This window comes from Microbacterium sp. K27 (genome assembly GCF_004794435.1).
GTDB classification, from domain to species: Bacteria; Actinomycetota; Actinomycetes; order Actinomycetales; family Microbacteriaceae; genus Microbacterium; species Microbacterium maritypicum_A.
This window is the reverse complement of the sequence record NZ_SSDK01000042.1, coordinates 12,600-36,585: the sequence shown is the minus strand read 5'-3', so window position 1 is coordinate 36,585 and position 23,986 is coordinate 12,600. Positions and strand designations below refer to the sequence as shown.

Here is a 23,986-nt window from a genome sequence, read left to right as displayed (position 1 = left end):
AACGATCGGCGTATAGTTGACGCAGTTCAACCATCTCGTGCGCGCCAGAGCTGTCGCAGCATCTCCACCACCCTTCTGCGAAAGGTCACGCATGACCACGGATTCCCCCGTCAAGATGACGCATCGCCAGGTGCTCGAAGCCCTCACCGGCCTCCTCCTCGGCATGTTCGTCTCGATGATCGCGACCACGGTGGTCTCCACCTCGATGCCGGTCATCGTGCACGACCTCGGCGGCGACCAGGCCGCCTACACCTGGGTCATCACGGCGACGCTCCTCACCACCGCGATCTCGACCCCGATCTGGGGCAAGCTCGCCGACCTGTTCAATCGCAAGCTGTTGATCCAGATCGCGATCATCGTCTTCGTCGGAGCGACCGCTGCGGCCGGATTCGCGCAGGACACCAACACCCTCATCGCCTTCCGCGCCATCCAGGGCATCGGCGGCGGTGGGCTCGCCGCCCTCAGCCAGGTCATCATGGCCGACATCATCAGCCCGCGCGAGCGCGGCCGCTACATGGGTCTGTTCGGTGCCGTGATGGCTGTCGCCACCGTGGGCGGCCCGCTGCTCGGCGGATGGATCACCGACGTCGCCAACTGGCGCTGGAACTTCTTCGTCGCCCTCCCCTTCGCCGTGGCCGCACTGATCATCCTGCAGAAGACTCTGCACATCAGCACCGAGCGCACCCGCAAGGTGTCGATCGACTACGTCGGCATCGTGCTGCTGTCGGCCGCCGTCTCGCTGATCCTCATCTGGATCACCAACGCCGGCTCGACGTTCGACTGGTGGAGCACAGAGACCGTGCTCATGGTCGGCGGCGCCATCGTCTCGGCCATCGCCTTCATCATCGTCGAGCTCAAGGTGCGCGAGCCGCTCATCCCGCTCACGCTGTTCCGCGGCCGCACCTTCACCCTCTCGGTGCTCGCGTCGATCTCGATCGGCGTCGCGATGTTCGGCACCTCGGTGTACCTCGCGCAGTACATGCAGCTCTCCCGCGGTGCGACGCCGACCGAGGCCGGGCTCATGACCCTGCCGATGATGGCCGGCCTCCTGATCTCGTCGATGGTCATCGGCCAGCTCGTCACCCGTTTCGGCAAGTGGAAGGGCTACCTGATCCTCGGGTCCGTGCTGCTGATCGCGGGCTCCGTGATGCTGTCCACGTTGCACTACGACACGAACTTCGTCCTCGTCTCGATCTACATGTTCGTGATGGGCGCGGGCGTCGGCATGACCATGCAGAATCTCGTGCTCATCGTGCAGAACGTCGCGAAGCCCAGCGAGATGGGCGTCGCGAGCTCGGGCGTGACCTTCTTCCGCAGCCTCGGCGGCACGATCGGCGTCTCCGTCATGGGCGCCGTGCTCGCGAACAGCCTCACCGGTCTGTTCAGCGACGGCAAGGAGCGCATCGGGGCAGCGATCGCCCAGCTCGGCGACAAGGGCGCCGAAGTCGCCGCACAGCTCTCCAGCGGAACACTGCCGGAGGTCCGACTCCTCCCGGAACCGGTGCGCTCGATCATCGAGGACTTCTACGCCCAGGCCATCTCGCACGCGTTCCTGATCGGCATCCCGCTCGCGGTGATCAGCCTCATCGCGATCCTGTTCCTGCCGAACCGACCGCTGACGACGATGACCACGACGGAGCGCGCCCAGGCGGACGCCGCGAAGAAGAAGCCCGTCGACGGCAGCGTCGACGGCGCGGTCGACGTGGCGATCGCCGACGCGACTGCGCTCTCCGGTGCCCCGACGACCGGTACCGTGACGGTCGTCGACCGCGCAGGTGACCGTGGGGACGGCGCCTCCGATGCCCGACGCTGAGAAAGACATCGACACCCCGGAGGCGCGGGCCGAAGCGGTCCGCGCCCTCGAGGCGGAGTTCAGTGAGCTGATCACGCACTTCCGCCGCGTCATCACCGAGAACGCCCATCGGGTGAGCCCCGGTCTGCTGCCCGGCGCCTACAAGATCTTCACGACGATCGCCCGATGCGAACGGGTGACCGTGTCGACGCTGTCCGAGCGGATGCTCATGGACAAGGGACAGGTCAGCCGCACGGTGCGCGAGCTGGAGGAACTCGGTCTGATCGAGCGCACCGCCGACCCCGCCGACGGCCGTTCGTCCCTCCTGGAGCTCACGCCCCTCGGCACGGAGCGGTTGTCAGCGGCTCGACTGCCGCAGGAGGGCCTGCTGCTGCGCACGCTCGAGCAGTGGAGCCTCACCGACATCGGCAACCTCACCCGGCTGCTGCACGCCCTCGGTTCGGGCGTGACGCCGGGTTCGTCCGCCGCCGAGTGATCGGGGCGCCGCCGAGCACGCGCCGGGCCTCGGTGGCGACCTCCGCGGCGATCGTGTCGAGCAACTCCGAGCGCAGGTTCCACTGCTGCCAATAGAGCTGCACGCGCAGGGTCGGTCCCCCCAACGGCACGAGCCCAGCCGACTCCTGCAACAACGGCACCATCCCCCAACCGAGCCCCAGGGTGACGGCGAGGGCGTAGTCATGGGATGCCGGGACGTAGTGCCGCGGCACGCCCTCCTGCGCGACCGACATCGCCCTGAGCCATTCGTGCTGCAGCGTATCTCGACGGTCGAAGTCGACGAACGGCGCGGCCGTCAACGCGGTCGATGTCACTCCCTTCGGGAACCATCGGGCGGCGAACCCCGGCTCTGCCATCGCCCGATACTCGAGCACTCCGAGCGGCGACACCGAGCAGCCGGAGACCGGAGTCTCCTCGCTCGTGACGGCCGCCATCACCGTCCCCGATTCCAGCAGACGGGCGGTGAAGTTCTGGTCGTCTCGATGCAGGTCGAAGTCGATGTCGTGCGCGGCGGACAGGCGCGCGAGCGGAGCGAGGAACCACGTCGCCATCGAGTCGGCGTTGACCGCGAGGGGGATGCTGATCCTGCGCGCCCCGCCGGCCTCGTCGATACCCACGCCGGCCAGCGCATCATGCTCCAGCAGAGCGACCTGCCGCGCCAGACGGACGACCGCCTCCCCCGCCTGCGTCAGCCGTGCGGGCTTGGTGCGCACGACCAGGATGCGCCCCAGCTGCTGCTCGAGAGTCTTCAACCGCTGACTCACCGCGGAAGGAGTGATCTGCAGTCGCCTCGAGGCGGCATCCAGTGTCCCTTCGTCGACGATGGCGGCGAGGGTGGCCGCGAGTTCGGGATCGATTCGCACATCAGTGATGCTAATGGTTCGGTAGAAATCTTCGCTTCTCTTGATGTCCTGCCGTTCCTAGGCTGTATCCATGCTCACGGTTCTCGCCGGCCTCGGCCTCGGTCTCTCCCTCATCGTCGCCATCGGCGCGCAGAACGTCTTCGTGCTGCGTCAGGGGATCCGCCGCGAGCACGTCCTCGCCGTTGTGGCCATCTGCGCGCTCTCCGACGCAGCGCTGATCGCGGCGGGCGTCGCCGGGCTCGGCTTCGTGATCTCTGCCGCGCCGTGGCTGGTGGTCGTCGCACGATGGGCGGGGGCGCTGTTCCTGCTGACCTATGGCATCCTGGCCGCACGCCGGGCCTGGCGTGGAGGTGAGGAGCTGGTCGTCGAGACCTCCGACTCCTCGCCCTCCGCATCGCTCGCATCGAGCGGCGTGACGGCGACGCTCACTCGCACGCGGTTGACACCCGTGATCCTGACGACGCTCGCCCTCACGTGGCTCAACCCGCACGTGTACCTCGACACCGTGCTGATGCTCGGATCGATCGCCGCCACCCACGGCGACGAGCGCTGGCTGTTCGCGGGCGGGGCGATCGCCGCCAGCATCCTGTGGTTCACGGTGCTGGGGTTCGGCGCCCGCTATCTGGGGCGCTGGTTGCGCACCCCGCGGTCGTGGCGCATCCTCGACGCCGTGATCGCGGTGGTCATGATCGCGATCGCGATCAGCCTCGTGCTGCCGGTGCTAGGAATCTGAGCGGAGTCAGACGCTGTCGATCTGCGCGAGCCGGGCGCGGACGAGCGTCTCGAGCACCTCGCCCGGGATCGGATGCTCGGGCTGGAACCGGATGGTGCCCTTGTCGACGCTGACTCCCGGATGCCCGTCGAGCATGTCGGCGACGGCGGCGACGGCATCCGGGCTGAACGGGTAGATGCCGATGTGCTTCTTGGCGCGCATCACCGAGAGCAGCGGCTTGCCGCCGTGCACGAGCGCGGGCATGCCGTAGCCCTTGCCCTGCTCGGACTCCGGCGCCTCCTGACGCGCGACCGCGTAGACCCGATCGATCGCCTCACGATCCGCCGTGGTGAGCTCTGCCAGGTAGTCGTCGATGGTTCCCACGAGGGCATCCTGCCACCGATCGACGCGCAGGGCGAGGACCGTGCGCGATCAGACGCCGTCGAGCGGACGCATGATGCGGGTGAGGAAACGCTTCGTGCGCTCGTGCTTCGGCGCGCTGAAGATCTCGGCCGGCGGCCCCTGCTCCACGACGACGCCGCCGTCCATGAACAGCACGTGATCGGCGGCTTCGCGCGCGAAGCTCAGCTCGTGGGTGACGACCGCCATGGTCCAGTTCTCGTCCGCGAGCTCCTTGATCACGAGCAGCACTTCGCCGACGAGCTCCGGATCGAGCGCACTGGTCGGCTCGTCGAACAGCAGCAGGTCGGGCTTGAGCGCGAGCGCGCGCACGATTCCCACGCGCTGCTGCTGCCCTCCGGAGAGTTGGTGCGGGCGGGCATCCGCCTTGTCGGCCAAGCCGACCCGGTCGAGCAGCGCGAGCGCCTCGGCCACCACCTCGGCCTTCGGACGCCCCTGCACCCGCCACGGCCCCTCGATGACGTTCTCGAGAACCGTCAGGTGCGGGAAGAGGTTGTGGTGCTGGAACACCATCGCGGAACGGTCGCGCAGCGCGAGTCGCTTCTGCTTCTGCACGCGGGGCTTCGGCTGCACGGCGGGCGCGAAGTCGATCTCCGGCCCGCCCGCGACCACGATCGTGCCGGCGTCCGGTGTCTCGAGCCCGTTGAGCGCACGGAGCACGGTCGTCTTACCCGAGCCGCTGGGGCCGATGAGCACGACGACCTCGCCACGGTGCAGAGTCAGATCGATGCCGCGGAGCACCTCGTTGTCACCGAAGCTCTTGTGCAGGCCACGGGCGGTGAGCAGAGCCTCTGAAGTGTTGTCAGTGCGCGACACGACTGTCGAGCCTCCTCTCGAGGGCGCTCTGTCCGAATGACAGCACCAGGCAGAACACCCAGTAGACCAGCGCCGCGGCGAGGTAGAGCACCATGAACTCGTAGGTCGTCGACGCGATCTGCTGGGCCACCTTGAACAGCTCGGTCACGAGGATCAGCGACGCGAGCGAGGTGTCCTTCACGAGGGAGATGAACGTGTTCGACAGCGGCGGCACCGACACCCGCGCCGCCTGCGGCAGGATGATGCGCGTGAGCGTGCGCGTGCGGTTCATCCCCACGGTGTACGCGGCCTCCCACTGCCCCTGCGGGACGGAGAGGATGGCCGCACGCACCACCTCGGCGCCGTAGCCGCCGACATTGAGCGACAGCGCGATGATCGCGCTCGGCCATGGATCGATCGTGATCCCGATCGACGGCATGCCGTAGAAGATCACGAACAGCTGCACCAGCAGCGGCGTCCCCCGGATCACCGAGATGTAGAACCGCGCGACGCCAGAGAGGATCGGGTTCACGGAGATCCGCATCAGCGCGATGCCGATGGCGATGACGAGTCCCAGCGTGAACGATGCCAGTGCGAGCGGCACCGTCGCCGTCAGCCCCGCCCAGGCGATCGGCCCGAGCGAGTCGAGGAACAGCTGCCAGGGGTTCTCCATCGATTACTGCGAGACGTCTTCGCCGAAGTACTTCTTGCTGATCTCGGCCAGAGTTCCGTCCGCACGCAGCTCGTCGAGCGCCCCGTCGACCGCCGTGACGAGCGCTTCCTTGTCCTTGGTGAACGCGAAGGCCTGCTCGCCGGCATCTTCGGTCTCGGCGGCGATCTTCAGACCGGTCGGGCTGTTGGTCGTCTCGTAGTCGAGGAACGTCAGCTTGTCGTTGATGGTCGCATCGACGCGGCCCTGACGCAGGAGCTCGACGGCCTGCGCCCAGCCCTCGACGCCCTCGACCTTGGCACCCGATTCGGTGGCGAGGTCGTTCCAGTTGCTCGTGAGCGACTGTGCGGTGGTCTTGCCCTCGAGGTCGGCGAACGACGAGATCGAGTCGTCGTCCTCGTTCACGACGATCACGCCGGGCGAGACCGTGTAGGGCGTGCTGAAGAGGTATTTCGCCTCGCGCTCGTCATTGATCGTGACCTGGTTGGCGATCACGTCGAAGCGTCCGGCGTCGAGGCCCGCGAAGATCGCATCCCACTGGGTCTCTTCGAACTTCACCTCGAGGCCGAGCTTGTCGGCGACGGCTTCGATGATCTCCACGTCGTATCCGGTCAGGTCGCCGGCGCCGTTGTCGCCGTGGAAGCTGAACGGGCGATACGTGCCCTCAGTTCCGACGGTGAGCGTGCCGTCCTTCGCGAGACCGTACTCCGAACTCGCGGAGCTCTCGCCACTGCCCGAGGTGCTCGCGGGCGTGCTCGACCCGCTGCAGGCGGTCAGGGCTGCAGCGGCGACGACGAGTGCGGTGACGGCGATGAGACGACGGGACATGAACCCTCCTGGGGTGTGAAGCGCGGTGCGAGTTTACGCGACCGACGCGGGAACTCCCCTACAGTACGTGGCGCTCGGCGGTTCGCCGCATCCGATGACGTTGCGTTTCGCGGGCTGGCCGGCCCTCTCGGGGCCCTGCCCCGTTCGAGCGCCAGCAGGACGCAGAAACGCCCCGGGCGAACCCGGGGGCGTTTCAGAGAGTCAGACTCAGATGGAGTTGACGTCCAGCGGGATGCCGGGGCCGAACGTGGTCGACACCGCACCCTTCTGGATGTAACGGCCCTTCGAGCTCGACGGCTTGAGGCGGACGATCTCCTCGAGCGCTGCGCCGATGTTCTCGTTCAGCTGCTCTGCGGTGAAGGATGCCTTGCCGACGACGAAGTGCACGTTGGCGTGCTTGTCGACGCGGAACTCGATCTTTCCGCCCTTGATCTCCTCGACGGCCTTGGCCGGGTTCGGAGTCACGGTACCGGTCTTCGGGTTCGGCATCAGACCACGCGGTCCGAGCACCTTTCCGAGACGACCGACCTGGCCCATGAGCTCCGGGGTGGAGACAGCGGCGTCGAAGTTGGTCCAGCCATCGGCGACCTTCTGGATGAGCTCGGCGCCGCCGACCTCATCGGCACCTGCGGCGATCGCAGCCTCGGCCGCGGGGCCGGTGGCGAAGACGATGACGCGGGCGGTCTTACCGGTGCCGTGGGGCAGGATGACGGTGCCGCGCACCATCTGGTCTGCCTTGCGGGGGTCGACGGCGAGCTTCAGCGCGACCTCGACGGTCGAGTCGAACTTCGTCGAGCCGGTCTCCTTCGCGAGGGCGACAGCCTCGGTGGGGGTGTAGAAACGGTCTGCCTCGATCTTCTCGGCGGCAGCCTTGTAAGCCTTGGACTTGGTAGCCATGATTATTCTCCTCAGCCCTCGACCGTGATGCCCATGGAACGGGCGGTCCCGGCGATGATCGAGATCGCGGCCTCGATGTCGTTCGCGTTCAGGTCGGCCTGCTTGGTCTCGGCGATCTGACGGACCTGGTCCTTGGTGATCTTCGCGACCTTGACGGTGTGCGGGGTCGCGGAGCCCTTGGGGACGCCGGCGGCCTTCTTGATGAGCTCCGCAGCAGGCGGGGTCTTCAGGACGAAGGTGAAGCTGCGGTCCTCGTAGACGGTGATCTCGACGGGGATGACGTTGCCGCGCTGCGACTCGGTCGCGGCGTTGTACGCCTTGCAGAACTCCATGATGTTGACGCCATGCTGACCGAGCGCGGGGCCGATCGGCGGCGCCGGGTTGGCTGCACCGGCGTTGATCTGAAGCTTGATCAGGCCGGTCACCTTCTTCTTCGGTGCCATTCTCTTTCCTTTCATCGAATCGGATGCCGGAGCATCCGCTTCTCCCACAGATCCGGCGGTTCCGGAACGTGGTCGTCTCCGCGCACGCCGAAGCGTCGCACAAACCACACAAGTCTACCCGATCAGAAGGAGTCCTGCGGGCCACGGCCGCTCAGCGGCGCAACGGACGCCTGCCCGACGCAAGAGGCGCCTGCACGACGCGAGAACGGCCGCCCCGAGAGGGACGGCCGTTCTCGTGTGAATGTGTGTCAGACCATCTTGGTGACCTGGTCGAACGACAGCTCCACCGGCGTCTCGCGCTCGAAGAGGGAGACGAGGACCGTGAGCTTGCCGCTCTCGGGCTTGATCTCGCTGATCGAACCGGGAAGACCCGCGAACGAGCCCTCCTTGATCGTGATGGTCTCGCCGACCTCGAAGTCGACCTCGGCCGGCAGGGGACGAGCGACGGCGACGCCGCCCTTCGACGCGATGTTCTTGGCCGTGGGGACGTCCTTGACCTCGACGAGCGACTTCAGCATGTTGAAGGCCTCTTCGAAGCGCAGCGGCGTCGGGTTATGGGCGTTGCCCACGAAGCCGGTGACACCCGGGGTGTGCCGCACGACCGACCAGGTGTCTTCCGTGAGCTCCATGCGCACCAGCACGTAGCCGGGGATGCGCACGCGGGTGACCATCTTGCGCTGGCCGTTCTTGATCTCGACCACGTCTTCCATCGGGACCTCGACCTGGTAGATCTCGTCCTCGACCTCGAGCGTCGACTTGCGCTGCTCGATGTTGGCCTTCACCTTGCGCTCGAAACCGGCGTAGGAGTGGATGACGTACCACTTGCCCGGGAGCATGCGGAGGTCCATGCGGAAGGCCTCGTACGGGTCTTCCTCGGCGTCCTCGTCGTCGTCGTCCGTCGAGGAGTCCTCGTCGGCCTGCGCGTCGTCGGCGCCGAGCTCGGGACCGTCGTAGGGAGTGACCTCGTCGGCCGCCTCCGCCTCCTGCTCGGCGACCTCTTCGGCCACTGATTCGTTGAGGACCTCAGCGGCAGCCTCAGACTCAGCCGCTTCGTCCAGGTTGAGAGCGTCGTTCACGATCGCGTCCGCCTCCGGGTCGTCGATGTCGATGTCGATGTCAGCCGTGTCATCCTCTTCGCCGTCCTCATCTTCGACGTGGACCGCGACGTGTTCGGCCGAGGTGACCGAGAGCTCTTCCTCAGCGAGGACGTTGCCCTCCTGGGCCTCGTCTTCCTCGCTGGACTGCTCTGCGGCGGTCGCCCAGTCGGCGTCGTCGGAATATCGTTCAGACACGTTGTTTTCTCCATAGCTGCGGCGCGAGCCGCGGGGGTCATCAGCCAGGGATTCCGAACACCCAGTGCGCCAAGAGCCCGAAGGCGAAGTCCAAGCCGTAGACGATGCCCATGACGATGATCACGAAGACGAGCACCACCCCGGTGAACTTGAACAGCTCCTTGCGAGTCGGGGTGACGACCTTGCGGAGCTCGGCGATGACCTGGCGGATGAACAGGGCGATGCTCCCGAAGAACCGGGAGAAGGGGTTGCCCTTCTTCTCGCGGGTGGCGCCGGCCGCGACGACCTCGCCGCGCGGTTCGTCCTGATCCATCCTGAATGTACCTTTCGTGTGTCAGCGTTGCGCTGACGCGCAGGGCGGACAGGAATCGAACCTGCAACCTGCGGTTTTGGAGACCGCTGCTCTGCCAATTGAGCTACCGCCCTAGAGACCGGGAGGTCTCGGGGTGTTCTCCCCACTCTGCCACCGTAGCCGCGATCGGAAGACCCCAGGCATGGCGAAAGAATGCAGACAACAACTGCCCCACAAGCATACGGCATCGATCCGGTCGCGCCGAACCGGGATCGCGATGGCGTGTTCTTGTTAGGCTCAGCGAGCGTATGCAGGAGGAGGGAGCGCCGGTGAGCGCTGAAGTGCAGCAGTTCCAGGTGGATCTGCGCGGAGTCGTCGATCTGCTCAGCCGGCACATCTACTCCAGTCCTCGCGTGTACCTGCGAGAGCTCTTGCAGAACGCCCGCGACGCGATCACCGCCCGCCGCGAGGTCGACGGTGGCGGCGGCCGCATCCGGATCACTCCGCTGACCGCCGAGACCGGCGAGTTCGTGCTGCGCGACGACGGCGTGGGGCTGACCGCCACGGAGGTCGCCGATCTGCTGGCGACGGTCGGCCGCAGCTCCAAGCGGGACATCTTCGACCTCCCCCGCAGCGACTACCTCGGGCAGTTCGGCATCGGTCTGCTCAGCTGCTTCATGGTCGCCGACACGATCGTCATCCGCTCGCGCAGCGCCCGCGGCGGCGCCTCGGTCGAGTGGACCGGTAGTGCCGACGGCACGTTCCAGGTGGCCGAGATCGACGAGGAGCTGCCGATCGGCACCAGTGTGCACCTCGTCCCGCGCTTCGACGCCGACGAGCTGCTGCGCCCCGCCGCAGTGCACGAGCTGGCGACGACGTTCGGGGAGTTCCTGCCGGTGCGCGTCACGATCGACGCCGCCGCCGGCGACATCGACATCACCCGAGACGCTCCGTTCCTCGACGCCGCGCAGGACCCCGAAGCGGCGGTCGGCTACGGTCGGGATCTCCTCGGCGCGAGTCCGCTCGACGTCATCGAGCTGAGCGAGCCCGCGACGGGCACGCGCGGCCTCGCGTACGTGCTGCCGTTCGCCCCTCCTCCCGGTGCACGCCAGGCCACGCGCATGTACCTGGGACGGATGCTGCTCTCCGAGCGCGTCGACGACGTGCTCCCCGACTGGGCCTTCTTCGTGCGCGCCGTGATCGATTCCACCGGCCTCGCTCCCACCGCGAGCAGGGAATCGCTCGTCGAGGACGCGGCGCTCGAACGCGTGCGCGAGCAGCTGGGCGCCGGCATCCGCCGCTGGGTGCTCGAGCTGGGGCTGCGCGAACCCCATCGTCTCGCGCAGTTCGTCGCCGTGCACGAGGTCGGCCTCAAATCCCTGGTGCGCCACGACGAGGAGCTCGCCCACTTCATCTCCCGCTGGTTGACGGTCGAGACGACGCACGGCACGGTGCGGATCGGCGACCTCGTCGAGAGATACCCGCACATCCGCTACGCGCAGAGCGTGGACGAATTCCGCCAGGTGGCCGGCATCTCCCCCTCCGATGAGGTGCTCGTCAACGGCGGCTACCTCTACGACGCCGATCTGATCCGGATGCTGCCCGACCTCTACCCGCACGTCTCCGTCGAAAAGGTGGATGTCACGGGCGAACTCGATCGTCTCGATCCGCCACCCCTCGACGACCGCGATGCGGCCGTCGCCCTCGAAGCGCGCGCCGGTGCCGTGCTCGCCGCATCCGACTGCTCCGTGGTCGTCCGGTCGATCGACCGCCCCGATCTGGCCGCGCTCTACGTGGCCGACCCCGAGGTGCTGCGGGCGATCGACCGCGGACGCACCAAGGGCGTCACCGGGGCCCTCTGGGGCGGTGTGCTGGATCGCATCGACCAGACCCTGTCATCCGCCCGCGACGACGATCTGCGCGCGCGCCTGTGCCTGAACTGGTCCAATCGGGTCGTGCGCGCCCTGGTGCGCGTGCAGGACGACGCCGTCTTCGCGCGCACCGTGCAGCTCCTCTACATCCAGGCGCTTCTCGCCGGGCACCATCCGCTCGCGGACGCCGACCGGACGCTGATGACCAGCGCCCTCGCCGACCTCGTCTCGCTCTCGGCCGGTCTGGAGGGCGACACCATCCCCTTCGGCGACGCCCGCTGACTCTCCACCGAAAGGTCCCCTCCATGGCACGTCCGAAGAAGCGCTTCCAGCAGCTGATCGAGGAGATCGATCGCACCCCCTGGGGGCCCGCAGAGCAGGCGCTGGTCTCCGAGGCCGTCGCCCTGGCGATCGAGATCGGCGACGAGCGGCTCGAGTACGAGGCTCGGATGCGTCAGACCGCGTCGGCGAACATGAACGGCGCCACCGACGTGATGCTCAACTCGTTCGCGTGGTGCCTCGCCCATCATGATGCCGACCCGCAGCGCTTCCCGGCCGATCTCGACAACGGCGGCGCCGATCTGATGTGGCAGTTCAAGTGGATGGCCTCGTCGCTGCGGTCCTCCCCCGCGTTCTCGCAGGAGCAGATCGCCGCCGTGCTCGACGACATGGAGTCGCACTACCGCGCCGCGGGGCTCGGCGTCAGCGGCGTGCTCACCGCGCGCTTCGAGGACGCCTGGGACGCCGGTCGCATGGACGAGGCCGAGGCGCTGCGCGTGCAGCTGGAGGCGACGCCGCGCGACGACCACAGCCACTGCGACGCCTGCGGACGCAGTCAGATCGCGGGTTTCTTCGCCGACACCGACCGCGACGCCGAGGCGATCGTGCTCGTCGAGGAGATGATCGAGGGCGGATTCTCCTGTGGAGAGGAGCCCGAGCACGCCCTCTCGCGCGTGCTCCTGCCCTACCTGCGTGCCGGACACCTCGACGAGGCGAAGACCGCGCATCTGCGCAGCTACCGACTGGCTAAGGACAACCCCGACAACCTGCGCATCGTCGCCAACAACATCGTGTTCGCAGCCCTCACCGGCAACGAGGCGCGCGCGCTCGCACTGGTCGAGAAGCACATCTCCTGGCTCGCGCACGACGGTCTGAACGTCGACGCCCATTTCGCGGCGCTCGCGGCCCTCGCCGTGGCACTGGACCGGGTGACGGCCGTCGGACACGGCGACACTCCCGTGCGCGGCGCGGAGTCGGCCGCCCTCGTCCCGTTCTTCGGCGAGCACGACGGCACCTGGAGCGCCGCCGAGCTCGCGGCAGCCGCGTGGACCGCTGCGGAGCGGATCGGAGCGGGCTTCGACGAGCGTGACGGGACGGACGGGCACGCCCGCAGCCTGGAACGGATGCGGGCGCTGGCGGACGAGCGGTACGACGTTCCGATCCGCTCCGACGCGTTCGTCGCCGCGGCCCCCACCACCACACCGGTCGACGCGGACGGATGGTTCGAACGGGCGATGCAGCTCGCCCAGTTCGGCGCCGAGCACGAGACGCTCGAGGCCCTGCCCCGTGCCCTCGAGGTCGAGGACCCCGCCAAGCGCGCCCAGCTGCTCTCGATGCGCCTGGGCATCCTGATCGCCCTCGATCGCGCCGACGAGGCCCTGCAGCTTCTGCCGGAACGCATCGCTGCGCTGCGGGGGGCCGGCCGCGACGTGCAGGCCGACCTCGAGGAGCGCATCGGCCTCGCGACGTTCGGCCTGAACACCCCGGAGACGACCGCCGCGCTCGAAGAGGAGATCGGCGCATCGGACGACCTGCCCGCCTGGACGCGCGGTGACCTCGCGATCAGCCGCGCCGCCCTGCACCTGCAGTCCGGCGAACCCGACGCCGCGCTCGATCACGCCGAGGTGGCGGCGCGGTCGTTCGCCGAGGCCGAGGACACCCGTCTGACGAACACCACGACGCTGCTGGCCATCTCGGCCGTGCTGAGCAAGGGCGACCTCGAAGCGGGGAACGCGCTGCTCGACCGCTTCCTCGCTCAGGACGACCTCAGCGCGGGCCACCGGGCCCAGGCGCTGCAGACCCGCGCACGCGTGCGCGGCGGCGGGAACACATACCTGGAGGGCGCGGCCGATGCCGACGAGGCCTGCCGCCTGCTCGCCGAACTGGGAGCGACCCGCGCGCTCGGTGACGCGCACCTGCTCGCCGGAGCCCTCTGGGAGGACGCGGACGAGCCGGAGAAAGCCGTCTCGCGCTACCGCCTCGCCGCGCGCCTGGGAGGCGAAGCCGGAGCGGACACGACCGGACTCGACTTCCGTCTCGCGCGCGCGATGCTGCGTGTCGGCGATGCAGAAGAAGCCGCAGAGCTGTTCGGCGACGTGCTGCAGCGCGAGGAGGAGGCCGACGTCCCCGCCGGCTCGCGCGCCATGACCGTGTCGATGCTCGCGCGCGCCCTGAGCGCCGCGGGCGAGTTCGGTCAGTCGGTCGGTGCGCACGGCTATGCCTCCGAACTGTTCGGGCAGGCCGAGGAGCACGCGGACCAGGCGATGTCGATGACGGAGCAGGCCAAGATCCTCGCGCGCTTCGACGAGCACGACGATGCGATCGCCCTGCTCGAGTCCGCCGCCGAGATCGTGCGGCGCGCGCCCGAAGCCGTCGGCGCGCTCACCGAGGTTCTGCACAGTCTCGGCCAGGCCTACGGCGGACGCGGCGATGAGCGGGCGTTCGGGCTCTTCGACGAGGTCGCCGCCCTCGCGCAGCAGCACGAGGCCGAGTGGCTGCTCGCGGATGTGACCGACTCGCGCGCACGGGCGCTGGCCGAGCTCGGCCGTGTCGATGAAGCCGTCTCGGCTGCTCTCACCGCGGCCGACGGCTTCGCAGCGCTCGGAGACCTGGGCTCGGCCGGAGGCTCGGAGCTGTTCGCGGCACGGGTGCTCGCCGGCAACGAGCGCTCAGCCGACGCGGTCCCGGTCTACCGCAGCGCCATCGAGCACGCGGCCGGACACCCGCCGCTGTTGCAGGTGTCGGCCCTCGAGCTCGGCAACGTGCTCGAGGCACTCGGCCGTCACGGCGAAGCCGCCGAGATCCGCGCGCACCTGGAGAGCTGAGCGCAGGGCCGGCGAGACGGCGCCGTCGCTGGGGGCGCCGTCTCAGAAGAGCTGGCGCCAGTTGGCCTTCGCGAGATCGAGGAGTTCGTCGCCGCGCCCGGACATGACCGTGCGGATCGCGTAGAGCGCGAAGCCCTTGACCTGCGCCGCCTCGATCGCGGGCGGCATGGAGAGCTCCTGCCGTTCGGTGACCACGTCGAGCAGAGCGGGACCGTCATGGGCCAGCACTTCGCGGACGGCGTCGGGGAGGTCCTCGCTCCGCTCCACCCGGCGTGCGAAGATCCCCATCGCCTCGGCGATCGCAGCGAAGCTGGGGTTGTCCAGCCCCGTCCCGTACGTCACGAAACCGGCGGCCTTCATCTCGAGCTCGACGAAGTTCAGCGACGAGTTGTTGACCACGACGGTCTTCACGGGCAGCTTGTTCTGCGTCAGGGTCAGCAGCTCGCCGAGCATCATCGAGAGGCCGCCGTCACCCGCGAGCGCCACGACCTGACGGTCGGGGTGTGCGACCTGGGCCCCGATGCCGTGCATCAGCGCATTGGCCATGGAGCCGTGCGTGAACGAGCCGATCAGTCGCCGGTTCTCGGTCATCGAGAGGTATCGGGCCGCCCACACGGTCGGCGACCCCACGTCGGCCGTGAAGATCGCATCGTCGGCCGCGTATTCGTCCAGGAGACGAGCGAGGTACTGCGGGTGGATGGGACGCTTGCCCTTGGCCGGCACCGCCAGCTCGTCGAGCTTCTTGCGAGTCTTGCGGTAGTGCGCGGTGGCATCGTCGAGGTGCGTGCGGTCGTCCTTGCGCGCCAGTCGAGGCAGCAGTGCGTCCGCCGTGGCACGCACATCGCCGACCAGCCCCAGATCGAGCGGATGCCGCTTGCCGAGCTGGGCGCCACGGATGTCGACCTGGATCGTCGTCGCGTTGTCGGGGTAGAACTGCTCGTACGGGAAGTCGCTGCCCAGCACCAGCAGCGCGTCGGCGGCCTCCATGGCCCGGAAGCCCGAAGCGAAGCCGAGAAGCCCCGTCATCCCCACGTCGAAGGGGTTGTCGTACTCGATGAACTCCTTGCCGCGGAGCGCATGCACGATGGGAGCACCCAGTGTGTCGGCGAGGGCGATGACCTCGTCGTGCGCGCCCTCGACGCCGGCTCCGGCGAGGATCGTGACCTTCTTCGCGGCGTTCAACAGCGTCGCCGCCTTCTCGAGCTCCGCCGGATTGGGCACGACCACCGGGCGGGTGCGCTCGATCACGACGGCACGGTCGTCGGCGATGTCTGCCAGGGCGACGTCACCGGGGATCACGAGCACCGCGACCCCGCGCTCTTCGATGGCAGCACGCATGGCGATCTCCATCAGGCGCGGCATCTGCTTCGGATCGGCGACGTACTCGACGTAGACGCTGCACTCGCGGAAGAGCTCCTGCGGATGTGTCTCCTGGAAGTATCCGGTTCCGATCTCGGTGGTGGGGATGTGGGCGGCGATCGCGAGCACGGGAACACGTGAGCGGTTGGCGTCGTAGAGGCCGTTGATCAGATGCAGGTTCCCGGGCCCGCAGGATCCGGCGACGACGGCGAGCTCGCCGGTGGTTGCGGCATCGGCGGCGGCGGCGAACGCGGCGGATTCCTCGTGCCGCACATGCACCCATCGGATCGTGCCGTCTTTGCGCAGCGCATCCGTGAAGCCGTTCAGCGAGTCCCCGGGAATGCCGTAGACACGGTCGATCCCGTTGGCGTGCAGAGTCTTGACGATGTTCTCAGCGACGTTTGCCATGCTTCGACCCTACGCCCGAGGCAGGGGGCTGAGGCTCGTCGGACGACCGTGACAGATGTCACTCTCGCCGCTTCGACGCGCGATCTAGCCTCGAAGCATCAGAAGAAGCCGAGACGCTCGCCGGCGCATCCGGGGTCACGGCACGACGAGAGGATGCAGAATGAGCGACTTCGCCATCGGAGACACCGTGCAGATCACCGGACCGACGATGACCGGCAATGTCGGAACCGTCGTCTCGATCGACGGGAAGCGGGGAAAGTACCTCGTGCGCATCACGGACGTGACCCAGAACTACTTCACTTCCGAGGAGTTGAAGCTCTTCTCCGCCTGAGGGCGACGAGCGGCGCTCAGTACTCCTGAGCACCATCCCGGTCCGGCTCTGCACTGCGACGGAACGCCCGCCCGGAGACCGACGTCGGGTCGATGCGCACGTAGACGCGCTTGAGGGTGGGGATCCAGGGGCGAAGGCCCGCGGCATCCGCGCGGTGCACGTCCGCATCCGCCTCCAGAGCGGTCGCGTGCCCGCGAACGATGACGCTCCAGGCGTCCGTGTGGGTATGATCGTCGACCTCGAACAGCACGTCGGTGTTCACCGTCAGCTCGAACAGCTTGCTGCCCGGCGCCGTGCGGAACAGGATGCCGTCGCCGTCGACCACGTAGTTCACCGGGAAGATGTCGATCGTGTCCCCGACGTGGGTGACGAGTCTTCCCAGTTCCTGCGTGCCGAGCAGCTCCCGGCTCCGGTCGGTGGTCAGCATCTCGATGGGGTCGGTGTGCGCGCTCATGCCGCCATTGTCTCGCACTCGATGTCCCCACCGACAGGGCATCCGTCCCGCATTCGGTGGTGGATGCGACAACGGCCCCCCGCGTTCTGCGAGGGGCCGTTCATCGTGCGCTCAGCCGATGCGGATGAGCTTCTTGTTGACGAACTCGTCCGCGGCCAGGTGACCCAGTTCGCGGGCCGTGCCGCTGCGCTTGACGCCGCCGAACGGCAGCTCGGGGCTGTCGGCGAGCACGAGGTTGACGTAGACCATGCCCGCCTCGATCTTGTCGGCGACGCGCTCGGCCTGCGCGGCATCCGTCGTGAAGACGTAGGAGCCGAGACCGAAGGTGGTGTCGTTCGCGAGCTCGACCGCCGCGTCCTCATCCGCCACGCGGTAGACGACGGCGGCGGGGCCGAAGAGCTCCTCGCGGTAGACGTTCATCTCGGGCGTGACGTCAGCCAGCACGGTCGGAGCGAAGAACGCGCCGTCACGGGTGCCGCCGGTGAGGAGCGTCGCTCCCTGCTCGACCGCCTGGTCGATCTGCTTCTGCAGGTTGACCGCAGCCGTCTCGGACGACACCGGACCGAGGACCGTGTCGTCGAGCATGGGATCGGTCGCCTCGATGGCCGCCATCGCCGCCGTGAACTTCTCGACGAAGGCGTCGTACAGGCTGTCGACGATGATGAAGCGCTTCGCGCCGTTGCAGGCCTGCCCGTTGTTGTCGAGGCGCGCATCGACGCCGGCCTGCACCGTGGCGTCGAGGTCGTCGGTGGAGAGCACGATGAACGGGTCGGAGCCGCCGAGCTCGAGTGCGACCTTCTTGAGGTTGCGTCCGGCGATCTCGGCGACCGCGGCACCGGCGCGCTCGGATCCGGTGAGCGAGACGCCCTGCACGCGCGGGTCGGCGATCATCGTCGCGATCTGCTCGTTCGTCGCGAGGACGTTCTGGTAGGCGCCCTTCGGGAATCCGGCATCGTGATAGATCTTCTCGATCGCGGTCGACGACTCCGGGCACTGCGGGGCGGGCTTGAGCAGGATCGTGTTGCCCACGATCAGGTTGGGAGCGGCGAAGCGCACGATCTGGTACGCCGGGAAGTTCCACGGCATGATGCCGACGAGCGGGCCGAGCGAGGAACGGCGGATGATGGCCGACCCCTCCCCCAGGATCGCGATCGGCTGGTCGGCCATGATCGACTCCGCCTGGTCGGCGTAGTACTCGGCGATGTCGGCGGCGAAGTCGACCTCGCCGAGGGCGGCCTCGCGGGGCTTGCCCATCTCACGCACGAAGATGTCGGCGAGCTCTTCGCGGCGTTCGCGGTGCAGCTCGGCGGCACGCCGGACGAGGGCCGCGCGCTCGGCGACCGTCGACGAGCGCGACCACTCGCGGTGGGCCTCGTCGGCGGCGGCGACCGCCTCATCGATCTGGGCATCCGTGAACGTGTCGAAGGACGCCAGCGTCTCTCCGGTGGCGGGGTTGGTGACGGCGTAGTCGGTCATGACATGTCCTCTCGTGTGGTGGTGCGGGGCCCGACGCGCGGGCCCCGCATCGGAAATCAGGAGACCGGGATCAGCGTGTACTTGGTGGACAGGTACTCGTGGATGCCCTCGAAGCCGCCCTCGCGGCCGACGCCGGACTGCTTGACGCCGCCGAAGGGTGCGGCCGCGTTCGAGACAACGCCCACGTTGAGACCCATCATGCCGGTCTCGAGCCCGTCGATCATCCGCTGGCCGCGCTGCAGGTTCTCGGTGAAGACGTACGACACGAGTCCGTACTCGGTGTCGTTCGCCAGGCGCACGGCCTCTTCCTCGGTCTCGAAGGTCGCGATCGCGAGCACCGGTCCGAAGATCTCCTCGCGCAGGATCGCGCTTCCCGCGACGACATCGGTCAGCACGGTCGGCTCGTAGAACGTGCCCGTGCCCTCCACAGCCTTGCCACCTGCGAGCAGCGTCGCACCGCGACCGACCGCATCGTCGACGAGTTCGCCGGCCTTCGCGACGGCATCCGCGTCGATGAGCGGTCCGATCGCCACGCCCTCTTCGGTGCCACGGCCGATCTTCATGCCGTTGACGCGCTCGGTGACACGCTTGGCGAACTCGCCCGCGACGTCCTTGTGCACGATGAAACGGTTCGCCGCCGTGCAGGCCTGTCCGATGTTGCGGAACTTCGCGGCCAGCGCACCGTCCACGGCCTTGTCGAGGTCGGCGTCGTCGAACACCACGAACGGGGCGTTGCCGCCGAGTTCCATCGACACGCGCAGCACGCCCTCCGCCGCCTGGGCGATGAGCTTGCGTCCGACCTCGGTCGAGCCCGTGAAGGAGAGCTTGCGCAGACGCGGGTCGGCGATGATCGGCGCCGACAGCGCGCTCGACTTCGAGGTCTGCACGACGTTGACGACACCGGCGGGAAGGCCGGCCTCTTCGAGCAGCTTCGTGAAGTAGATCGTCGTCAGCGGCGTGAGTGCCGGGGGCTTGATCACCACGGTGCAGCCGGCCGCGAGTGCCGGAGCGATCTTGCGCGTCGCCATCGCGAACGGGAAGTTCCACGGCGTCACGAAGAACGACGGTCCGACCGGGCGCTGCGACACGACCATGTGACCGGTGCCCTCGGGGTTGATGCCGTAGCGGCCGCTGATGCGCACGGCCTCCTCGCTGAACCAGCGCAGGAACTCGCCGCCGTAGCCGACCTCGCCACGCGCTTCGGCGAGCGGCTTGCCCATCTCGAGCGTCATGAGCAGCGCCAGGTCCTCCTTGTGCTCCTGCACGAGGTCGAATGCCCGGCGGAGGATCTCACTGCGCACGCGCGGAGCCGTCGCGGCCCACGCGTCCTGCGCGGCGACGGCCGCATCGAGGGCGCGGATGCCGTCTGCGGGCGTCGCGTCGGCGATCGTGCGGATCACGGCACCGGTCGCGGGATCCTGCACGTCGAACGTGCCGCCGGTCTCGCCGTCGATCCACTCACCGCCGATGAAGAGGCCGGTGGGGATGCTGTCCAGGAGCGCCTGTTCGGTCTGAGTGCTCATGATTCTCTTTCTGTGAGGAGGGCTAGGAGCGCGTGCGTCGGCTGGGAGGTGCGTCGATGCTCAGCGTCTGACCGCGGAAGAACGCCGGCCGTCTGATGGCGTTCCAGACCATGACGACGATGCCGACGCCGATGATCAGCATTCCAAGGATGAAGACGATGCCGACGCCGCCGATCTGAGAACCCGAGCCGTAGGCCGGGTCCATCGAGTCGATCAGCGTCGTGAAGAACAGCACCGCGAGGATCGCACCGCCGACGAGCGGGAAGAGGAACGTGAAGAAGAAGTTCCTCGTCGAGTCGAACCACTGCTTGCGGAAGTACCAGACGCACGCGAAGGCGGTGATCCCGTAGTAGAAGCAGATCATCATGCCGAGCGTGAGGATGGTGTCCCACAGCGTGTCCTCGCTCACGACGCGCATCACGGCGTAGAAGGCCGACGCGACGATGGCGGAGATGATGGTCGCGTACCCCGGGGTGAAGAAGCGGGGGCTGACCTTCGCGAACGACTTGGGCAGGGCGCCGTAGTGCCCCATCGCCAGCAGCGTGCGCGCCGGTCCCACGAACGTGGACTGCAGCGACGACGCCGAGCTGGTCAGCACCGCGAGCGACACCAGGAAGGCGAGCGGGCCGAGGATCGGGCCGGAGAGGTGGAAGAACACGTTCTCCTGGATGTCCTCGTTGCCGAGACCCAGCGCACCGGTGCCGACACCGGCGAACATGATCATCGCCACCGCGAGCAGCAGGTAGAGCGAGACGATCATCAGCACCGTGACGGTGGCCGCGCGACCCGGGGTCTTCTCCGGGTCCTTGGTCTCCTCGTTCATGGTGAGGGTCACGTCCCAGCCCCAGAAGATGAAGATCGACAGCGAGAGTCCGGCGGCGACGGCGCTGAACGACGAGATCGCGAACGGGTTGAACCAGTTCAGATCGAAGGGCTGGTAGTCGAAGCCGTTGCCGTTGACGGCCTGCACGATCGCCGCACCGGCGAAGAAGAGCAGGACGAGGATCTGGAAGCTGACGAGCCAGTACTGCAGCTTCTGGGTCGTCTGCATGTCGCGGTACGAGATCCAGGTCGCCCCGAGCATGAACAGCAGGCACACGCCGATGTTGATCCAGGTGACGCTCGCGAGGGAGGCGATGTCGGGGTTGCCCGTGATCTGCGAGATCAGCAGGAAGAGGAAGTCGACGGCGATGCCCGCGAGGTTGGACAGCACGAGGATCGTGGCGACGACCAGGCCCCAGCCCGCCATCCAGCCCACCCACGGACCGAAAGCGCGGGCCGCCCAGGTGAACGAGGTGCCGGAGTCGGGCATCCGGTTGTTGAGCTCGCGGTACCCGAAGGCGACCAGGAGCATCGGGATGAAGCCGACCAGGATGATCGCGGGGATCTGCGACCCCACCGTGGAGGCCACAGGGCCGACGGCGGCGGTGAAGGTGTAGGCGGGTGCGATGCACGAGATGCCGATCACGACCGCGCCGATCAGGCCGACCGTTCCGGCGCTCAGGCCCTTGGTGGAGATCCCGGTCGTGACACCGGATTCGGGCTCCGTCGCCCGGTTGGTGCTGCTCATCAGCGTTCTCCTGCTTCGTTGCGGGTGCGCGGGACGACGATCATGGGGACGGGCAGTTCGTGCAGCATCTTCGCCGCCGTGGAGCCCAGGAAGAGGCGACGGGGCTGCGCCAGCCGGCTGGAGCCGACCAGCACGACCTCGCCGGGAAGCCAGGTGAGATTCGCGACCGCATCTTCGACGGTGTCGCCCGGAGCCTTCTCGACGGCGGCGGTGCGCCCGTCGGGGAGCAGCTCGGTCGCCATCGCGAGGACTTCCTGTCCGTGGGTGTCGCCGACCGTGCGGATCGCACCGGTGTCGAGCCCCGGCGGCACGTCGAACGGCACGAGGGACACGAGGCGCAGGTCGACGCCGCTGTCGCCGGCGAGGGCGACAGCCTCGTCGAGCAGCGCATCGGCGCCCGGCCTCGATCCGACGGCGACCGTGACGCGCGGGATGACGTGGTCGTCCTGCTGGGCGGTGCCCACCGGAGCCAGTGCGACCGGGATGGTCGACGAGTGCAACAGCTCCGAGGCGACGCTCCCGAGCCGGTGGCGTCCGAAGATGCCCCCGCCCGCCGCACCGATCACGATCAGGCGGGCACCGAACTCCTCACCGGCGGCGATGAGCCCCTCGGCGAACGATTCGGAGAAGCGGACGTGACCGCTGCGGGTCAGCTCCTGCGGCAGCCGGACGACGGCGTCGGCGAGCCACTTCCTGGCCTGCGACCGGATGTGCTCCTCATAGGCGCGCTCCGGCGGCACCGCGGCGTTGCGTGTTCCTTCGTTCGGCAGGACGATCACCAGGTGCAGGGTCGCGCCCAGGCTGCGGGCGATGCGCGCGCCCAGCGCCGCAGCATCCGCTCCCGCATCCGTCGCCGTGTACCCCACGACGACCGAGCCGGTCATCAGCTGCTGCTCTCGACAGCGCCGGACTCGCGGCTCGCATCGACGATGTTGGATGCGACGAGGTGTCCCATCCGGATCGCTCCGTCGACGTGCTGGTACCCGGCCCCGGCCATGTCGCTGCAGGCGAAGTGGATCGGGCCGACCGCCGTGCGCAGGTCCGCGCCGTAACGGTGCAGGCCACCCATGTCGAAGCTCGCGGCATAGGCACCACGCGTCCACTCCTCGCTGCCCCAGTCGCTCTCGTAGTAGACGACCGGGTTCTTGGCCTCGGGGCCGTAATAGTGCGAGAGCGACTCGAGGATGCGCTCCTTGCGCTCCTCGGCAGAGAGCTCGAACACGCCGTCGGCGTTGGCGTCGGAGACGAAGCCCACCAGGGTGCCGCGCTCGTCGCCGTGGTTCGTGTTGTCGTACGCCTCGTGCGACAGCTCGTACGGGCTGAACGCGGTGCCGCTGAGACCCTGCTCGCGCCAGAACGGACGATCGTAGACCGCGTGCACCTTGATGACGAAGCCCATGGAGAGATGCTGATGCAGCTGGTGCTGACGACGCGGCAGCGGCGGATCGAAGGAGATACGGCTGTACAGCACCGGCGCGTGCGCGAGGATCGCGTGGCGGGCGCGGACCGTGAGCTCGTCGGTGGTGGCGACGACCCCCGCGTCCGACCACTCGAGGCTGCGGACCGGCTGGTTCAGCAGCACGTCGTCGCCCAGGCGCTCGGCGAGACGCAGCGGCACCTGCTGCAGACCGCCGACCACGCGCTTGTCGAGGATGAAGTCGGCGTCGACGAGGTTCGAGTACGAACCGGCGGATGCGGCCATCAGCAGCGACTGCAGCAGCGAGAACGAGTGCGTGGGCTTGGTGAGCATCGCCGATCCCGTGGCGAAGGCCAGGTTGCGCACGGCCTCGTCGTCATCGGTCTGCGAGCGCAGCCAGGCGTCCCAGGTGATCGAATCCCACTCCTCGGCGTTCGGGTGCGCCCACGGCTGATCGGGGTCGATCTCGGCGACCAGGGCGTCGAGGATGCCCGTGATCCGGGCGATCACGGCCTCGGTCTCCGGCGACACGGGGAACATCTCCCCCGTGAAACGGTGCGTCTTCCCGTCGGGGCCGACGTAGACGCTGTCGCCTTCGCGGTAGCGGCTGTAGGTCTCGAGGCCCAGCTCTTCGATGGCGTCCTTGAGCGCATCCTGATCGGGCGAGACCCACTGACCGCCGATCTCGAGCATGGCGCCGTCGATGACGTCGGTCCACAGGCGTCCGCCCACGCGGTCGCGGGCCTCCAGCACGGCGACCGACAGGCCGGCCTTGCGCAGGTCGTTCGCGGCGGTGAGCCCTGCGGCTCCGGCGCCGATGATGAGTACGTCGCGGGTGATCTCAGACATCTGCAACTCCTTCGTTGGGGGAAGTAGTGCCGGTCGCGACCCGAAATCCCCCGATTGGGGTCGCGACCGGACAGGGGGTCGGGCCGCACGGGAGTGCGGCCCGG

General features: G+C 68.2%; 22 protein-coding genes and 1 tRNA gene. 6 read left to right on the top strand and 17 right to left on the bottom strand.

Annotation, left to right across the window (positions count from 1 at the left end; translation table 11 throughout):
• Positions 1 to 91: 91 nt before the first annotated feature.
• Together DW307_RS13190 and DW307_RS13185 are read left to right on the top strand one after the other, a co-directional pair.
• Positions 92 to 1,813: an MDR family MFS transporter gene (locus DW307_RS13190; protein WP_029267324.1), complete on the top strand. Its 1,722-nt coding sequence runs from the start codon at positions 92 to 94 to the stop codon at positions 1,811 to 1,813.
• Positions 1,800 to 2,288: a MarR family winged helix-turn-helix transcriptional regulator gene (locus DW307_RS13185; RefSeq protein WP_029258903.1), complete on the top strand. Its 489-nt coding sequence runs from the start codon at positions 1,800 to 1,802 to the stop codon at positions 2,286 to 2,288. Before DW307_RS13190 ends, DW307_RS13185 begins: the two co-directional genes overlap by 14 nt.
• On the opposite strand, the gene DW307_RS13180 is transcribed toward DW307_RS13185, so the two are convergent.
• Complete coding sequence (locus tag DW307_RS13180; RefSeq protein WP_029267326.1) at positions 2,227 to 3,171, bottom strand: LysR family transcriptional regulator ArgP; 945 nt, start codon at positions 3,169 to 3,171, stop codon at positions 2,227 to 2,229. The two genes, DW307_RS13185 and DW307_RS13180, sit on opposite strands and share 62 nt — an antisense overlap.
• Positions 3,172 to 3,241: 70 nt before the next feature.
• Here DW307_RS13180 and DW307_RS13175 point away from each other — a divergent pair, with 70 nt between their 5' ends.
• Positions 3,242 to 3,904: a LysE/ArgO family amino acid transporter gene (locus tag DW307_RS13175; RefSeq protein ID WP_029267329.1), complete on the top strand. Its 663-nt coding sequence runs from the start codon at positions 3,242 to 3,244 to the stop codon at positions 3,902 to 3,904.
• A gap of 6 nt (positions 3,905 to 3,910) precedes the next feature.
• Here the strand turns inward: DW307_RS13175 and DW307_RS13170 are convergent, their stop codons facing one another.
• From DW307_RS13170 to DW307_RS13130, 9 genes are all read right to left on the bottom strand, one after another.
• Positions 3,911 to 4,267, bottom strand: coding sequence for an iron chaperone (locus DW307_RS13170; protein ID WP_029267331.1), 357 nt, complete (start codon positions 4,265 to 4,267; stop codon positions 3,911 to 3,913).
• Between the two features lie 48 nt (positions 4,268 to 4,315).
• On the bottom strand, positions 4,316 to 5,119 hold the full coding sequence (locus tag DW307_RS13165) for an amino acid ABC transporter ATP-binding protein (RefSeq protein ID WP_029258907.1): 804 nt from the start codon (positions 5,117 to 5,119) through the stop codon (positions 4,316 to 4,318).
• Complete coding sequence (locus DW307_RS13160; protein ID WP_029258908.1) at positions 5,106 to 5,771, bottom strand: amino acid ABC transporter permease; 666 nt, start codon at positions 5,769 to 5,771, stop codon at positions 5,106 to 5,108. The genes DW307_RS13165 and DW307_RS13160 overlap by 14 nt, the downstream gene beginning before the upstream one ends.
• Before the next feature lie 3 nt (positions 5,772 to 5,774).
• Positions 5,775 to 6,596, bottom strand: a complete 822-nt coding sequence (locus tag DW307_RS13155; RefSeq protein ID WP_029258909.1) for an amino acid ABC transporter substrate-binding protein — start codon at positions 6,594 to 6,596, stop codon at positions 5,775 to 5,777.
• A gap of 207 nt (positions 6,597 to 6,803) precedes the next feature.
• A complete protein-coding gene (gene rplA / locus DW307_RS13150) occupies positions 6,804 to 7,493 on the bottom strand; it encodes a 50S ribosomal protein L1 (protein WP_021201063.1) in 690 nt (229 codons plus the stop codon).
• 11 nt (positions 7,494 to 7,504) lie between these two features.
• Positions 7,505 to 7,936, bottom strand: a complete 432-nt coding sequence (rplK, locus tag DW307_RS13145) for a 50S ribosomal protein L11 (RefSeq protein WP_017829145.1) — start codon at positions 7,934 to 7,936, stop codon at positions 7,505 to 7,507.
• Positions 7,937 to 8,184: 248 nt separating this feature from the next.
• Complete coding sequence (gene nusG, locus DW307_RS13140; protein ID WP_029267332.1) at positions 8,185 to 9,228, bottom strand: transcription termination/antitermination protein NusG; 1,044 nt, start codon at positions 9,226 to 9,228, stop codon at positions 8,185 to 8,187.
• A 40-nt stretch (positions 9,229 to 9,268) separates the two neighbouring features.
• The gene (gene secE, locus DW307_RS13135; protein ID WP_021201065.1) at positions 9,269 to 9,541 is read right to left on the bottom strand and encodes a preprotein translocase subunit SecE; all 273 of its coding nucleotides are present in this window, start codon (positions 9,539 to 9,541) and stop codon (positions 9,269 to 9,271) included.
• A gap of 40 nt (positions 9,542 to 9,581) precedes the next feature.
• Positions 9,582 to 9,654: transfer RNA gene (locus DW307_RS13130), tRNA-Trp, on the bottom strand.
• Between the two features lie 195 nt (positions 9,655 to 9,849).
• Here DW307_RS13130 and DW307_RS13125 point away from each other — a divergent pair.
• Positions 9,850 to 11,673 carry an HSP90 family protein gene (locus tag DW307_RS13125; protein WP_168441036.1) on the top strand — a complete coding sequence of 608 codons (1,824 nt, stop codon included), beginning with the start codon at positions 9,850 to 9,852 and terminating at the stop codon, positions 11,671 to 11,673.
• A gap of 23 nt (positions 11,674 to 11,696) precedes the next feature.
• Positions 11,697 to 14,495 carry a hypothetical protein gene (locus tag DW307_RS13120; protein ID WP_136024945.1) on the top strand — a complete coding sequence of 933 codons (2,799 nt, stop codon included), beginning with the start codon at positions 11,697 to 11,699 and terminating at the stop codon, positions 14,493 to 14,495.
• 42 nt (positions 14,496 to 14,537) lie between these two features.
• On the opposite strand, the gene poxB is transcribed toward DW307_RS13120, so the two are convergent.
• Complete coding sequence (poxB, locus tag DW307_RS13115; RefSeq protein WP_021201068.1) at positions 14,538 to 16,262, bottom strand: ubiquinone-dependent pyruvate dehydrogenase; 1,725 nt, start codon at positions 16,260 to 16,262, stop codon at positions 14,538 to 14,540.
• 160 nt (positions 16,263 to 16,422) lie between these two features.
• Between poxB and DW307_RS18140 the strand changes: the two genes are divergently transcribed.
• A complete protein-coding gene (locus tag DW307_RS18140) occupies positions 16,423 to 16,593 on the top strand; it encodes a hypothetical protein (RefSeq protein ID WP_021201069.1) in 171 nt (56 codons plus the stop codon).
• A 16-nt stretch (positions 16,594 to 16,609) separates the two neighbouring features.
• On the opposite strand, the gene DW307_RS13110 is transcribed toward DW307_RS18140, so the two are convergent.
• The 6 genes from DW307_RS13110 to DW307_RS13085 all read right to left on the bottom strand — a co-directional run bounded on the left by DW307_RS13110 (position 16,610) and on the right by DW307_RS13085 (position 23,882).
• Positions 16,610 to 17,047, bottom strand: a complete 438-nt coding sequence (locus DW307_RS13110; protein WP_136024944.1) for a pyridoxamine 5'-phosphate oxidase family protein — start codon at positions 17,045 to 17,047, stop codon at positions 16,610 to 16,612.
• 111 nt (positions 17,048 to 17,158) lie between these two features.
• The gene (locus tag DW307_RS13105) at positions 17,159 to 18,523 is read right to left on the bottom strand and encodes an NAD-dependent succinate-semialdehyde dehydrogenase (RefSeq protein WP_029267339.1); all 1,365 of its coding nucleotides are present in this window, start codon (positions 18,521 to 18,523) and stop codon (positions 17,159 to 17,161) included.
• A 56-nt stretch (positions 18,524 to 18,579) separates the two neighbouring features.
• Positions 18,580 to 20,046, bottom strand: a complete 1,467-nt coding sequence (locus DW307_RS13100; protein ID WP_021201072.1) for an NAD-dependent succinate-semialdehyde dehydrogenase — start codon at positions 20,044 to 20,046, stop codon at positions 18,580 to 18,582.
• Positions 20,047 to 20,068: 22 nt separating this feature from the next.
• The gene (locus DW307_RS13095; RefSeq protein ID WP_029258915.1) at positions 20,069 to 21,616 is read right to left on the bottom strand and encodes an APC family permease; all 1,548 of its coding nucleotides are present in this window, start codon (positions 21,614 to 21,616) and stop codon (positions 20,069 to 20,071) included.
• Entirely contained in the window at positions 21,616 to 22,500 is an 885-nt protein-coding gene (locus DW307_RS13090; RefSeq protein WP_136024943.1) for a universal stress protein, read from the bottom strand. The genes DW307_RS13095 and DW307_RS13090 overlap by 1 nt, the downstream gene beginning before the upstream one ends.
• The gene (locus tag DW307_RS13085) at positions 22,500 to 23,882 is read right to left on the bottom strand and encodes a flavin monoamine oxidase family protein (RefSeq protein WP_021201075.1); all 1,383 of its coding nucleotides are present in this window, start codon (positions 23,880 to 23,882) and stop codon (positions 22,500 to 22,502) included. The genes DW307_RS13090 and DW307_RS13085 overlap by 1 nt, the downstream gene beginning before the upstream one ends.
• Positions 23,883 to 23,986 lie beyond the last annotated feature (104 nt).

Coding starts and splice junctions, on each gene's coding strand:
- DW307_RS13110 (WP_136024944.1), bottom strand. CDS start 17,047: ATGAGCGCGCACACCGACCCCATCGAGATGCTGACCACCGACCGGAGC.
- secE (WP_021201065.1), bottom strand. CDS start 9,541: ATGGATCAGGACGAACCGCGCGGCGAGGTCGTCGCGGCCGGCGCCACC.
- DW307_RS13085 (WP_021201075.1), bottom strand. CDS start 23,882: ATGTCTGAGATCACCCGCGACGTACTCATCATCGGCGCCGGAGCCGCA.
- DW307_RS13105 (WP_029267339.1), bottom strand. CDS start 18,523: ATGACCGACTACGCCGTCACCAACCCCGCCACCGGAGAGACGCTGGCG.
- rplA (WP_021201063.1), bottom strand. CDS start 7,493: ATGGCTACCAAGTCCAAGGCTTACAAGGCTGCCGCCGAGAAGATCGAG.
- DW307_RS13090 (WP_136024943.1), bottom strand. CDS start 22,500: ATGACCGGCTCGGTCGTCGTGGGGTACACGGCGACGGATGCGGGAGCG.
- poxB (WP_021201068.1), bottom strand. CDS start 16,262: ATGGCAAACGTCGCTGAGAACATCGTCAAGACTCTGCACGCCAACGGG.
- DW307_RS13100 (WP_021201072.1), bottom strand. CDS start 20,046: ATGAGCACTCAGACCGAACAGGCGCTCCTGGACAGCATCCCCACCGGC.
- DW307_RS13185 (WP_029258903.1), top strand. CDS start 1,800: ATGCCCGACGCTGAGAAAGACATCGACACCCCGGAGGCGCGGGCCGAA.
- DW307_RS13120 (WP_136024945.1), top strand. CDS start 11,697: ATGGCACGTCCGAAGAAGCGCTTCCAGCAGCTGATCGAGGAGATCGAT.
- DW307_RS18140 (WP_021201069.1), top strand. CDS start 16,423: ATGAGCGACTTCGCCATCGGAGACACCGTGCAGATCACCGGACCGACG.
- DW307_RS13175 (WP_029267329.1), top strand. CDS start 3,242: ATGCTCACGGTTCTCGCCGGCCTCGGCCTCGGTCTCTCCCTCATCGTC.
- DW307_RS13190 (WP_029267324.1), top strand. CDS start 92: ATGACCACGGATTCCCCCGTCAAGATGACGCATCGCCAGGTGCTCGAA.
- rplK (WP_017829145.1), bottom strand. CDS start 7,936: ATGGCACCGAAGAAGAAGGTGACCGGCCTGATCAAGCTTCAGATCAAC.
- DW307_RS13155 (WP_029258909.1), bottom strand. CDS start 6,596: ATGTCCCGTCGTCTCATCGCCGTCACCGCACTCGTCGTCGCCGCTGCA.
- DW307_RS13160 (WP_029258908.1), bottom strand. CDS start 5,771: ATGGAGAACCCCTGGCAGCTGTTCCTCGACTCGCTCGGGCCGATCGCC.
- DW307_RS13095 (WP_029258915.1), bottom strand. CDS start 21,616: ATGAGCAGCACCAACCGGGCGACGGAGCCCGAATCCGGTGTCACGACC.